Source organism: Polaribacter sp. M10 (assembly GCF_054968445.1).
Genome location: NZ_JBSSBG010000017.1, coordinates 24,843 through 37,066, shown reverse-complemented (window position 1 = coordinate 37,066; position 12,224 = coordinate 24,843). Strand labels below are relative to the sequence as shown.

13 protein-coding genes are annotated in these 12,224 nt (G+C 30.9%); 9 read left to right on the top strand and 4 right to left on the bottom strand.

All coding sequences use genetic code 11. The features are described from left to right. Positions 1-145 precede the first annotated feature (145 nt). The 3 genes from ACWYN7_RS13890 to ACWYN7_RS13880 form a co-directional block, all read right to left on the bottom strand. Positions 146-631 (bottom strand): ABC transporter ATPase, encoded by a 486-nt coding sequence (locus tag ACWYN7_RS13890; RefSeq protein WP_462860580.1) that lies wholly within the window; start codon positions 629-631, stop codon positions 146-148. A gap of 77 nt (positions 632-708) precedes the next feature. Continuing rightward, positions 709-1,536 carry an exonuclease domain-containing protein gene (locus ACWYN7_RS13885; protein WP_462860579.1) on the bottom strand — a complete coding sequence of 276 codons (828 nt, stop codon included), beginning with the start codon at positions 1,534-1,536 and terminating at the stop codon, positions 709-711. 87 nt (positions 1,537-1,623) lie between these two features. After that, positions 1,624-2,478 carry a PPK2 family polyphosphate kinase gene (locus ACWYN7_RS13880; protein ID WP_462860578.1) on the bottom strand — a complete coding sequence of 285 codons (855 nt, stop codon included), beginning with the start codon at positions 2,476-2,478 and terminating at the stop codon, positions 1,624-1,626. A 133-nt stretch (positions 2,479-2,611) separates the two neighbouring features. Here ACWYN7_RS13880 and ACWYN7_RS13875 point away from each other — a divergent pair, with 133 nt between their 5' ends. From ACWYN7_RS13875 to scpA, 7 genes are all read left to right on the top strand, one after another. After that, on the top strand, positions 2,612-2,773 hold the full coding sequence (locus ACWYN7_RS13875) for a hypothetical protein (RefSeq protein ID WP_462860577.1): 162 nt from the start codon (positions 2,612-2,614) through the stop codon (positions 2,771-2,773). Next, the gene (locus tag ACWYN7_RS13870) at positions 2,770-3,537 is read left to right on the top strand and encodes an SGNH/GDSL hydrolase family protein (RefSeq protein ID WP_462860576.1); all 768 of its coding nucleotides are present in this window, start codon (positions 2,770-2,772) and stop codon (positions 3,535-3,537) included. Before ACWYN7_RS13875 ends, ACWYN7_RS13870 begins: the two co-directional genes overlap by 4 nt. Before the next feature lie 3 nt (positions 3,538-3,540). Beyond that, entirely contained in the window at positions 3,541-4,041 is a 501-nt protein-coding gene (locus tag ACWYN7_RS13865; RefSeq protein WP_462860575.1) for a cupin domain-containing protein, read from the top strand. A 128-nt stretch (positions 4,042-4,169) separates the two neighbouring features. Further along, positions 4,170-4,775 (top strand): uridine kinase, encoded by a 606-nt coding sequence (udk, locus tag ACWYN7_RS13860; RefSeq protein WP_462860574.1) that lies wholly within the window; start codon positions 4,170-4,172, stop codon positions 4,773-4,775. Further along, the gene (locus ACWYN7_RS13855; RefSeq protein ID WP_462860573.1) at positions 4,775-5,095 is read left to right on the top strand and encodes an FtsB family cell division protein; all 321 of its coding nucleotides are present in this window, start codon (positions 4,775-4,777) and stop codon (positions 5,093-5,095) included. Before udk ends, ACWYN7_RS13855 begins: the two co-directional genes overlap by 1 nt. Next, positions 5,095-6,444, top strand: coding sequence for a methylmalonyl-CoA mutase subunit beta (locus ACWYN7_RS13850; RefSeq protein WP_462860572.1), 1,350 nt, complete (start codon positions 5,095-5,097; stop codon positions 6,442-6,444). The genes ACWYN7_RS13855 and ACWYN7_RS13850 overlap by 1 nt, the downstream gene beginning before the upstream one ends. Next, positions 6,437-8,548: a methylmalonyl-CoA mutase gene (scpA, locus tag ACWYN7_RS13845; RefSeq protein ID WP_462860571.1), complete on the top strand. Its 2,112-nt coding sequence runs from the start codon at positions 6,437-6,439 to the stop codon at positions 8,546-8,548. Before ACWYN7_RS13850 ends, scpA begins: the two co-directional genes overlap by 8 nt. Before the next feature lie 84 nt (positions 8,549-8,632). Here the strand turns inward: scpA and ACWYN7_RS13840 are convergent, their stop codons facing one another. Further along, positions 8,633-8,962 carry a hypothetical protein gene (locus ACWYN7_RS13840; RefSeq protein ID WP_462860570.1) on the bottom strand — a complete coding sequence of 110 codons (330 nt, stop codon included), beginning with the start codon at positions 8,960-8,962 and terminating at the stop codon, positions 8,633-8,635. A gap of 183 nt (positions 8,963-9,145) precedes the next feature. Here ACWYN7_RS13840 and ACWYN7_RS13835 point away from each other — a divergent pair, with 183 nt between their 5' ends. Both ACWYN7_RS13835 and ACWYN7_RS13830 read left to right on the top strand, forming a co-directional pair. Continuing rightward, positions 9,146-10,663, top strand: coding sequence for a GH3 family acyl-acid amido synthetase (locus ACWYN7_RS13835; RefSeq protein ID WP_462860569.1), 1,518 nt, complete (start codon positions 9,146-9,148; stop codon positions 10,661-10,663). A 274-nt stretch (positions 10,664-10,937) separates the two neighbouring features. Continuing rightward, positions 10,938-12,200: a putative DNA modification/repair radical SAM protein gene (locus ACWYN7_RS13830; protein ID WP_462860568.1), complete on the top strand. Its 1,263-nt coding sequence runs from the start codon at positions 10,938-10,940 to the stop codon at positions 12,198-12,200. Positions 12,201-12,224 lie beyond the last annotated feature (24 nt).

Genomic DNA, 12,224 nt, shown 5'->3' with positions numbered 1-12,224 from the left:
ATAAGTCTATCTCTCACTAAAAAAGAGATTACTTCATTCGTACCTCATTTCGTAATGACGCTTATTTAAAAATTAAAAAAAAGGATGCCATTTCAATCCTTAACGCAACTTGTTTGGTAGTTTATTTTCTTTTTAAAATCAATTGTTATACCAAAAAGCGTTTGTGCCAACTTTCTTTTGCAGGAACCTCCCAATTGTTTTCAAAATCTTCTTTTGTACTTACCATATTATTAAAAACAATGGTTTCTGGAGTTATTTTCTTTGCTGCAGCAAATTTCTGAAAATCGGACAATTTTACTAAATTAATATGATTATTATCTTTAAAAGTGATGTTCATTTTATTCATTAAATCTAGTTGCAATTCTTTTTCTAATTCTTGCACAAAACGTACAGAACTGTCTATAGAACAACCAGAAACATTGTTAAAACTTTCATCTACAGCTAAAACCAAAAACTGATTGTATTTTATGGTAAAAGAGCCTTTTAAGTCATCTCCATGTCTGGTCCAATTATTAATAAATTCTTCTGCTTTTGTTGCTATAAATTCAACTTCTTTATTGGTAAATTCTCTGTCTGATTGATAAATCCAAACTCTAGAATTATCTGGTAAATTTTTATATTTTGTAAACATTTCTTACTATAATTTTATCAATAGCCTATCCATTAAGACCTTTCAGGTTTTACAACCTGAAAGGTCTTGAAATAGATCTATCTTAAATTAAACTTTTGTTGTAAAGCCGCTAATTTTTCTTCGTCTGACATGGTGTTTTTTGGTGCAGACATTCTTTCTTTAATTTGTTTTAAAACCTTTTTGGTATAAAGAGGAAAATCTGCGTTTTGTATCCAATTGTAATATCCTGGATTTTCTTTTAACACTTCTTCTACTGTTCTGCCTTTGTATTTTCCGAAAGAAAAAATCTCTTGATCTTCATCATTCATCAAAATAAAACCAGCAAAATCGGCTCTTTTTCCATGAGTTGAATATTCGCTTAAATCATCAACTGTATTTCCAATATCATCATATTTATCTAATTGTGCCAACAGAATTTCGAAAGTTGCATTGGTGTCTGCTTCTGCTCCATGAGCTCCTTCTAATTCTTTTCCACAATAAAATTGATAACCTGCACTTAGGGTTCTTTGTTCTTTTTTATGAAAAATAACCTGAACATCAATGGCTTTTCTATTGTTCATATCAAAATCAATGCCTGAACGCATTAATTCTTCTGCCAACAAAGGAATATCGAAACGATTTGAATTAAAACCAGCCAAATCGCAACCCATTATCATTTTATTCACTTTTTTAGCCAACTCTTTAAATGTAGGTTCTGTAACTACTTTTTCGTTGGTTATTCCATGAATGTCTGAGGCTTCTTTCGGAATTTCTATTTCAGGATTTACCAACCATGTTTTACTTTCCTTGTTACCATTTGGAAACACTTTTAAAATGGAAATTTCTACAATTCTGTCATTTCCGATATTTACTCCTGTTGTTTCTAAATCGAAAAATACGATTGGTTTTTCTAACTTTAAGTTCATTCTTTTTGTTATTACTGCATTAGCAGCAATCTTTTTATTTTGTTCTTATTGTGTTCATAATGTTTAATTTTGTGTTACAAATAAACATTATTCTTTATTTAATTGTGCTTTAAAATCGTCTAATTGAAGTAACAAATTATCGGATAATTTTGGTTCTTTAAAATTATATTTTTCTAATTCTTCTAATAAAATTTTTGCCAAAATAGTTCTGGCTGTGGGTTTATCATCAGCAGGAATTACAAACCATGGTGCATTTTCTTTTGATGTTCTGTTTAATAAATCTTGATAACAAAACATGTATTTATCCCACAACTTGCGTTCTTTTAAATCGCTCTTAGAAAATTTCCAATTTTTTTCTGGTAAATTTAACCTTCTTAACAATCTGTTTTTTTGCTCGTTTTTAGATAAGTTTAAAAAGAATTTTAAAACTATAGTTCCGTTTTTAGCCAAATGATTTTCAAAATCATTAATTCGATCCATTCTATCATGATAAAAAGCATCATCTACATCGTCTAAACTTTTTACATTTGGGATATTTTCTCCAAAAATATATTCTGGATGTACTCTTGTAACCAACACATTTTCGTAATGTGTTCTGTTAAAAACACCTATTTTACCCTTTGCAGGCAAGGCAATATAGTGCCTCCACATAAAATCGTGTTTTAACTCTAATTCTGTGGGCACTTTAAAACTATGTACCTCAACTCCACTTGCATTAATATCTTTAAAAACCTCTCTAATTAAGCTATCTTTACCAGCTGTATCCATACCTTGCAAGCAAATTAGCAAAGCATATTTACCTTCTGCATACATGGCTTCTTGTAAATCACTTAGCTTTTTTCTTATTTTTTTAAGGTCTTTTTTGGCGTCTTCATCTACTTCTTTTGTGGCAAAATCTTTTAAATTTATGGCAGAAGTAACTTTGTATTTCTCTAAACTCATCATCATTCTAATTAAAGTTTAAAGATAGAAAATAACAAACAAATAAAGGAGTTTTAACACTGCTTTTAACAAACTGAATAATAGTTACTTTTTGAGATTAAATTTCTTATTTTCGTATATCAACACTAAAAAGATGCCTAAAAAAGGAAAAGCAAAAAATACCGTTAATAAAGCCAAGCATACCAAGTTGATGAATAGAAAAATCAACAAAGTAAAATTAGAAAAGCAGCTTCATAAAGAACGTTTAAAGGCAATCATTAAAAAAGCGAACGAACAAAAAAACAACGAATTATGAGTTTAAAATATTACTCTAGGGTTGCGCTTGTTGTTCCGCTTTTGCCCATTTTATATTTTCAAGGAAAAAAAATTAGAAAAAATGTACCTAAACTTCCTGAGGCAAAAAACCCAAGTGGTTATATAAAAACTAGCTCTGCTAAAACTTTAAAAATTTTAGCCATTGGAGAAAGTACCATAGCTGGTGTGGGTGTCGATTTTCACAAAAATGGTTTTATAGGTGCTTTGGCTAAAAAAATTGCTGATGAAACCAACAATTCAGTACTTTGGCGCGTGTATGCAAAAAGTGGTTATACTGCTAAAATGGTGCGCAAAAGAATTGTACCAAAAATTGAAGAAACCAATGCAGATCTTATTGTTATTGGTTTGGGTGGTAATGATGCTTTTAAATTGAATTCTCCAGAAACTTGGATGTTTCAAATTAATCTTTTGATTAAAACCTTAAAAAGAAAGTTCCCGAAAACACCAATCTATTTTACAAATATGCCTCCAATAAAAGAATTTCCAGCTTTTACGAGTGTTATAAAGTTTGTGATTGGGAATTTGGTTGAGATTTTAGGCAAAAGATTATACAGAAGAGTTCAAAAAAAGAGCAATGTTCATTACAACAACGAAGTAATTACCTTAGAAGCTTGGCAAAAAAAGTACAATTTAAATGATGATGTAAATGTTTTTTTTAGTGATGGTGTTCATCCTTCTAAATTAACTTATCAAATTTGGGGAAAAGATATGGCGCAATTTATTATGGATAGAGAAAATTTTTAAAGGATGAACGCAAAAGAAATTATCGATTTTTTTGACTTAAAAACCCATCCTGAAGGAGGTTATTTTAAAGAAACGTACAGAAGTAAAGGAGAAATTTCTTCAGAAAACTTAAGTCATCATTTTAACGGAAATAGAAATTACTGTACAAGCATATATTTCTTATTAACTTCTGATAAATTTTCTGCCTTTCACAAAATAAATCAAGATGAAATTTGGCATTTTTATACAGGAACTACTTTAAAGTTGCATCAGATTTCTCCAAAAGGTGAATATTCAACAATTTTAATTGGTAATAATTTTTTGAATGATGAAATTCCTCAATACACAGTACCTGCTCATTATTATTTTGCAGCAGAAGTCATCGAAAAAGATTCATTTGCTTTTGTGGGCTGTACAGTTTCACCGGGTTTCGATTTTAAAGATTTTGTATTGCCAAGCTGCTCAACACTAACAAAAGAGTTTCCAAAACATAGAGAAATTATTGAGCAATTAACACATCATTAATCAATTTATTCTTAACCTAATAATTTTACGTTTCGTTTTAGTACGTTTAGTATAAAATTAATAATTTTACAACTTAATAAAATCTTTACTACTTTCGTAAAGTAAATTTAAACAAATCAATCAAATCTATGTTAATTATTGGAATTGCAGGTGGTACTGGAAGTGGAAAAACTACGGTTGTAAATCAAATTATAAAACAATTACCAAGTGATGAAGTTTGTGTAATTTCGCAAGATTCGTACTATAAAGCTACTGACAATTTATCTTACGAACAACGTACAAAAATTAATTTCGATCATCCTAGAGCCATCGATTTCGAGTTGTTAATTAAACACTTAAAAGAGCTAAAAAAAGGCAAAACCATAAACCAACCTATTTACTCTTTTGTAACGCACAACAGAACAAAAGATTCCTTAAAAACACATCCACGTAAAGTGGTTATTGTAGAAGGAATTCTAATTTTTAACAGTGAAGAATTAAGAGATTTATTCGACATTAAAATTTTTGTACACGCAGAAACTGATGAGCGATTAATTAGAAGATTAAAAAGAGATGTGGCAGAAAGAGGTAGAGATGTTAATGAAGTTTTAAATCGATACCAAACTACATTAAAACCTATGCATCAGCAATTTATAGAGCCAACTAAAAATTTTGCTGATATGATTATACCAAATGACAGATACAATACAGTAGCCATAGACATTGTAAGAAGTGTAATAAACGAACGACTATAATGAGTTTTTTTCAGCAAATAAAAAGCAATTCCTTTTTTAAAATTATTACCAATGTTTTTGTAATTATTTTAATTCCTTTTATTATTTGGATGATTTTTTTTGATGAAAATTCTTATTTAGTACATCGTAAATTCGATAAAGAAATCGAAGATTTAGAAAGCACTATATCTTTTTACGAAGACAAAATTGCAAAAGATAAAGAAACCATAAAAAAGCTCGAAGATTCTCTTGAATTAGAACGCTTTGCAAGAGAAAAATATTTAATGAAAAAAGAAAACGAAGACATTTATATTATTGAATTTGATACAGTAAAAAAATAATGAGTAATTTTCTTTTTGATGAATTTAATCCTTTACCTGCTAAAGCTTGGAAACAAAAAATTCAAGTAGATTTACAGGGCGCAGATTATAATCAAACTTTACTTTGGCACACAGATGAAGGAATTATTGTAAAACCTTTTTATACCAAAGAAGATCGAAAAAATACGCTCATCAACTTACCCAAAAAAAGCTTTAACATTTGTCAAACTATTTTTATTGATGATGAAAAAATAGCCAATTCTTTGGCTATTGATGCAATACAAAGAGGTGTAAATTCCATTCTATTTAAAGCAACTAAAACTTTTGATTACAAAACAGTTTTAAAAACTATTGATGTAGATAAAACCATCATTTATTTTAAATTTTCTTTTTTAAATGCTGATTTTCAAATAGAATTAGCTAAATTTTGTAGCTCAAAAAACACATTTTTTCAAACTGATATTATTGGCAATTTAGCTGAACAAGGCAATTGGTTTACAAACTTAAAAAAAGACCATAATCAATTAGAAAAAATTGTATCATCTTCAGAAAATTGCATCTCAATTTCTAGTGATTTATATCAAAATTCAGGTGCAACTATTACCCAGCAGTTGGCATATACTTTGGCGCATGCTAATGAATATTTAAATCATTTTGGAGGAGAAATCGCCAACAAAATCCATTTTAATTTTGCAGTGGGTGGCAATTACTTTTTCGAGATTGCCAAATTAAGGGCATTTCGAATTTTATGGGAATCGCTTTTATACGAATATGATGTAAAAAATACAGAAGCACATCTTTTTTCACAACCTAGTTTGCGCAACAAAACCTTGTACGATTACAATACAAACATGTTGCGAACAACTACTGAATGTATGAGCGCAATTTTAGGTGGTTCAAACACAGTTTCTAACGTTGCTTATGATCATATTTATCATAAATCCAACGAATTTGGGGAAAGAATTGCCAGAAATCAACTCTTAATATTACAAGAAGAAAGTTACTTTAAAAATGCACAAAATTTTGCTGATGGGGCTTATTATATAGAATCTATAACACATCAATTGGCACAAAATGCCTTAAAGCTATTTCAGCAAATCGAAAAATCTGGCGGTTTTTTAAAACAATTGAAAGCAGGCATCATTCAGAAAAAAATAAACGAAAGCGCAACAAAAGAAGAAGAAAAATTCAACGCAAAAGAAATTGTTTTATTGGGTACAAACCTACAAATTAATGCTGATGATACTATGAAGCAAGCATTAGAATTGTATCCTTTTGTAAAACAAAGACATATTAAAACATTAATCACTCCAATTGTTAGAAAACGACTTTCTGAAACAGTTGAAAAACAGCGTTTAGACAATGAGTAGAAAAGATGTATCCAAAATTGAGTTAAAAAGTGCTGAGTTTAGAGTTCAAAGTTCAAGGTTAGATGAGCAGCAACTTATAACTCATCACCCATCATTCCAAACTTTTGAGCACGAAAATTTTATTGCAGGAATTGCACCGAATTTAAGAGGTCCTTATTCCACAATGTATGTGCGCAAACCTTGGACAATAAGACAATATGCTGGTTTTTCTACTGCAGAAGAAAGCAATGCATTTTACAGAAAAAATTTAGCAGCGGGTCAAAAAGGATTGTCCATTGCTTTTGATTTAGCCACACACAGAGGTTACGATTCTGACCACGAACGAGTTGAAGGAGATGTTGGTAAAGCTGGAGTTGCTATAGATTCTGTAGAAGACATGAAGATTTTGTTCAATAAAATTCCTTTGGATAAAATGTCTGTTTCAATGACCATGAATGGCGCAGTTTTACCCATTTTAGCTTTCTATATAGTTACTGCAGAAGAACAAGGTGTTGCTCCAGAATTCTTATCAGGTACTATTCAAAATGATATTTTAAAGGAGTTTATGGTGCGCAATACCTACATCTATCCTCCAAATCCTTCTATGAGAATTATTGCAGATATTTTTAAATACTGCAGCAAACATATGCCAAAATTTAATCCGATTTCCATTTCTGGATATCATTTGCAAGAAGCTGGAGCTACAGCAGAAATTGAATTGGCATATACTTTAGCAAACGGATTAGAATACATTAAAAAAGGGTTAGAAACAGGTTTAGATATCGATACTTTTGCGCCAAGATTATCGTTCTTTTGGGCAATTGGTATGGATCATTTTACTGAAATTGCCAAAATGCGAGCAGCAAGAATGTTGTGGGCTAAGATTGTAAAACAATTTAATCCTAAAAACCCAAAATCTTTAGCTTTACGAACGCATTGCCAAACTAGTGGATGGTCTTTAACAGCACAAGATCCGTTTAACAATGTGGCAAGAACAACCATAGAAGCTATGGCTGCAGCATTTGGAGGCACACAAAGTTTACATACAAATGCTTTGGATGAAGCAATTGCTTTACCTACTGAATTTTCTGCAAGAATTGCCAGAAACACTCAAATTTATTTACAACAAGAAACCCAAATTACAAAAACGGTAGATCCTTGGGCTGGAAGTTATCGCCTTGAAAAATTAACAGAAGACATTGCCAACAAAGCTTGGGAACTAATTCAAGAAATTGAAGAATTAGGAGGAATGACCAAAGCCATAGAAAAGGGAATTCCGAAATTACGAATTGAAGAAGCTGCTGCTAAAAAGCAAGCAAAAATTGATAGTGGTCAAGATGTTATTGTGGGTGTAAATAAATATCAACTAAAAAAAGAAGATCCTTTACATATTTTAGAAGTAGATAATGAAGCCGTTCGTAAATCTCAAATTGATAGGCTAAATCAATTAAAAGCAAAAAGAAATACTATTGCAGTTGAAAAATCTTTAGTAAATTTAACCAATGCTGCAAAATCAGGAAAAGAAAATCTTTTAGATTTGGCTATAAAAGCAGCCAGAAATAGAGCTACTTTAGGCGAAATTTCTGATGCTTTAGAAACTGTTTTTGGCAGACATAAAGCCGTAACAAAAACCATTTCTGGTGTGTATAGTAAAGAAATAAAAAGCGATAAACTCTTTAAAAAAGCGAGGGAATTATCAGACCAATTTGCAGATTTAGAAGGTAGAAGACCAAGAATCCTAATTGCAAAATTAGGTCAAGATGGTCATGATCGTGGAGCAAAAGTTGTAGCTACTGCTTATGCTGATTTAGGTTTTGATGTAGATATTGGTCCTTTGTTTCAAACTCCAAAAGAAGCTGCCAAACAAGCTGTGGAAAACGATGTGCATATTTTAGGTATTTCTTCTTTAGCTGCTGGTCATAAAACTTTGGTTCCAAAAGTAATTGCAGAACTCGAAAAATACGAACGAGAAGATATTATGGTAATTGTAGGTGGTGTAGTTCCTCCTCAAGATTATCAATTTTTATTTGATGCAGGTGCTGTTGGTGTTTTTGGTCCTGGAACAAAAATAGCACAAGCAGCCATTGATTTATTAACTATTCTGATAGATAGTATTGAGGAGTAATTCTTAACTAAAAAAAAATTCCTTATCAGCATAAGGAATTTATATCATAATTTACAAACATTTAAATAAAGACTATTTTAATGGCTACATTAAAATATTTTCTTCATTCGTCATATTTTCTTTTGGAATTTCGTTAAAAAACTCAGCAGCTTCTGTATCTGTTGCTGAACCGTAAGAAGCCAAAAATGTACCTTTAACCTCATCATCAATTTTAATAATATACAATATAGACATATCAGATGGATTACTCATCCCTTCAAATCGATGTTCTGCAACAATTTGAACTTCTTTTGGAGAAAATTCGTTTTTGGTAACCACATCAATCAATTTATCATTAGCTACTTTAAAATTATCTCTATAACCTAAGTTTTGATATTTATTTATCAATTCTAATTCGCTTTTCGCATTTTCCATATCTTATATCTTTAAATTCTAATCAAAATAACAGCTAATTTATCACCAAGGTTAATGCAATTGCAATTTTCTTTAACTCAAATACTTAAAAGTGTTTAAGAAGAATGAAATGCATCAACCTTTAAACTATTAACGTTAAAAGTAAGCCTATAAAATCTGCATCTTTGTTAAAAATCAACAATTATGGCAATTTTAGGAAACATTATTAAAGGTGTTATCAACTTAACAGATACATTAACATCAGAAACAAATCATATAGAAGCACAGCAAGAAGTTTTAAAAAACCTCTTAGAAACTGCAAAAGACACTCAATTTGGTAAAAAATATAGTTTCGAAACTATTTTACTAAGTGATGATTTAGGCGAATCTTTTGCAGAGGTTGTTCCGTATTTCGATTACAATAAAATCAACAGAAAATGGTGGAGCAAATTACACGAAGGTGGGGTTGATGTTACTTGGCCAGGAACTCCTTCTTACTTTGCATTAAGCTCTGGTACTACTGGCAAAAGCAGCAAAAGAATTCCTGTTACAGATGCCATGATAGATGCAATTCAAAGTTCTGGAATAAAGCAAGTTTTGTCTTTAAACAACTTCGATTTACCTGCAGATTTTTTCGAAAAAGAAATTATGATGTTAGGCAGCTCTACAGATTTACAAGAAAAAAACGATCACTTAGAAGGAGAAATTAGCGGAATTAGTGCAAGCAATATCCCTTTTTGGTTTAAAGGATATTACAAACCTGGTGAAGATATTGCAAAGATTGATGATTGGGATGAACGTGTTGCGCACATCGCAAAAAATGCAAAAAATTGGGATATTGGTGCTTTAAGCGGAATTCCGTCTTGGATGGAATTAATGTTACAAGAGGTTATTAAACATCACAAGGTTAAAAACATACACGAAATTTGGCCAAACTTACAAGTTTATACTTCTGGTGGAGTTGCTTTTGGTCCGTACGAAAAAAGTTTTAAAGCGCTTTTAGGCAAGCCAGTTACGGTTATAGATACGTATTTGGCATCAGAAGGGTACATTGCCACACAAACCAGACCAGAAACAGATGCTATGCAACTGAACACCGACAACGGAATTTACTTTGAGTTTGTGCCAATGAAACCTGAATATATTAAAGAAGATGGTTCTTTAAAGAAAAATGCGCCTTCTTTAACTTTAAAAGATGTAAAATTAAATCAAGATTATATTTTACTAATGAGTACAGTAAGTGGTGCTTGGCGTTATTTAATTGGTGATACCATTGCTTTTACAGATGTAGAAAAAGCAGAAATTAAAATTACAGGGCGTACAAAATTCTTTCTAAACACAGTAGGTTCTCAACTTTCTGTAAATAAAATGGATGATGCAATGAAACATTTAGAAGAAAAATTTTCTACTAAAATTTCTGAATATACAATCTGTGCCAAAAGATTTGATGATGGCGAATTCTACCATTCTTGGTATTTGGGTACAGATTTAAAAGCAAATGAAAAAGAGGTTGCTGATGCTTTAGACAACTTTTTGAAAGAAGCAAATAAGAACTATAAAGTTGCCAGAAGTAAGGCTTTAAAAGGTGTAAAAGTTACTATAATTCCGGTTGAAAAATTTTATGACTGGAATGATAATAACAAGAAAAAAGGTGGCCAAGTAAAAATGGCTAGAGTTATGAAAGAGAAAAAATTTAAAGAGTGGGAAGACTTTGTAAAATAAATTTAGTTTTATGTTTAGAAGCTATTTCCAGCTTTCACTACTCACTTTTTTTGCTAAAAAAAAGCAAAAAAGAGTTCAAACAAACCGTTCAATCTGGGCTAAACTTGTTTGCCTACATTAAGAATTAAAAAACCAATTCCTTTTTATTTTTTTTGTGGAAAACTATTCTACAACAACATTTATCAAACTCAAAAAAGCCGTAATTTCACAACAACTATCAAACCTATTTTTTCGCCAACAACAGCAGAAACAAAACTGTAAACACCAGTAATTTATGTCTTTTGATCGTACTTTAGAAAAACTTAAAATTTTAGCAGATGCAGCTAAATACGATGTTTCTTGTTCTTCAAGTGGCAGCAAAAGAACCAACACAAATAAAGGGTTAGGAAATGCAACAGGAATGGGTATTTGTCATTCCTACACAGAAGATGGTAGATGTGTTTCTTTACTAAAAATATTACTCACAAATCACTGTATTTTCGATTGTGCTTATTGCGTTACTCGCAAAAGTAACGATGTAAAAAGAGCCGCTTTTAAAGTGCAAGAAGTTGTAGACTTAACCATCAATTTTTATCGTAGAAATTATATTGAAGGGCTTTTTTTAAGTTCTGGTATTTTTAAAAGTGCAGATTATACTATGGAACGTTTGGTAGCTGTAGCTAAAAAATTACGGTTACAAGAAAATTTTAATGGTTACATTCATTTAAAATCAATACCAGGAGCATCAGACGAATTAATGCGAGAAGCCGGTTTATACGCAGATCGATTAAGCGTAAATATAGAAATTCCAACAAAATCTGGTTTACAATTATTAGCTCCTGATAAAAATTTTGAAGATTTTATCAAACCAATGGAAAAGGTTAAGAATGAAATTATTCAATATAAATCAGAAAAGAAAATTATAAAAAGTACACCCAAATATGCTCCTGGAGGACAAAGTACTCAAATGATTGTGGGTGCAAGTGGAGAAAATGATTTTCAGATTTTAAAAACTGCGGAACATTATTACAAAAACTACAATCTTAAAAGAGTCTATTATTCTGGGTATGTGCCTATAAGTTACGATCATCGTTTGCCTGCAATTGGTAGTGAAGTGCCAATGTTGCGTGAAAATAGATTGTATCAATCTGATTGGTTAACGCGTTTTTATGGTTTTCAGACTAACGAAATTGTCAACTTAAAGCATCAAAATTTAGATTTAGATATCGACCCAAAACTGAGTTGGGCTTTACGTAATTTACACGAATTTCCTGTAGATGTTAACAAAGCAAGTAAACGAATGTTAGCAAGAATTCCTGGAGTAGGAATGAAATCTGTTGCCAAAATTTTAATGGCAAGAAAATACAGACGATTAAATTGGGAGCATCTTAAAAAGATAGGAATCGCATTTAACAGAGCACAATACTTTTTAGTATGCGATAGCCCTCTATTTGAAAGAAGAGATTTAACAGCAGCCAAATTAAAAGGTCTGATTTTACAGAACTCAAAAAGTAAATATGAGAAAATGTTAAGTCCGCAATTGAATTTATTTGAATAATAAGCGCAAAAATACCTATCAGGT

Coding starts and splice junctions, on each gene's coding strand:
- ACWYN7_RS13875 (WP_462860577.1), top strand. CDS start 2,612: ATGCCTAAAAAAGGAAAAGCAAAAAATACCGTTAATAAAGCCAAGCAT.
- ACWYN7_RS13870 (WP_462860576.1), top strand. CDS start 2,770: ATGAGTTTAAAATATTACTCTAGGGTTGCGCTTGTTGTTCCGCTTTTG.
- ACWYN7_RS13865 (WP_462860575.1), top strand. CDS start 3,541: ATGAACGCAAAAGAAATTATCGATTTTTTTGACTTAAAAACCCATCCT.
- ACWYN7_RS13830 (WP_462860568.1), top strand. CDS start 10,938: ATGTCTTTTGATCGTACTTTAGAAAAACTTAAAATTTTAGCAGATGCA.
- ACWYN7_RS13890 (WP_462860580.1), bottom strand. CDS start 631: ATGTTTACAAAATATAAAAATTTACCAGATAATTCTAGAGTTTGGATT.
- udk (WP_462860574.1), top strand. CDS start 4,170: ATGTTAATTATTGGAATTGCAGGTGGTACTGGAAGTGGAAAAACTACG.
- ACWYN7_RS13840 (WP_462860570.1), bottom strand. CDS start 8,962: ATGGAAAATGCGAAAAGCGAATTAGAATTGATAAATAAATATCAAAAC.
- ACWYN7_RS13835 (WP_462860569.1), top strand. CDS start 9,146: ATGGCAATTTTAGGAAACATTATTAAAGGTGTTATCAACTTAACAGAT.
- scpA (WP_462860571.1), top strand. CDS start 6,437: ATGAGTAGAAAAGATGTATCCAAAATTGAGTTAAAAAGTGCTGAGTTT.
- ACWYN7_RS13885 (WP_462860579.1), bottom strand. CDS start 1,536: ATGAACTTAAAGTTAGAAAAACCAATCGTATTTTTCGATTTAGAAACA.
- ACWYN7_RS13855 (WP_462860573.1), top strand. CDS start 4,775: ATGAGTTTTTTTCAGCAAATAAAAAGCAATTCCTTTTTTAAAATTATT.
- ACWYN7_RS13850 (WP_462860572.1), top strand. CDS start 5,095: ATGAGTAATTTTCTTTTTGATGAATTTAATCCTTTACCTGCTAAAGCT.
- ACWYN7_RS13880 (WP_462860578.1), bottom strand. CDS start 2,478: ATGAGTTTAGAGAAATACAAAGTTACTTCTGCCATAAATTTAAAAGAT.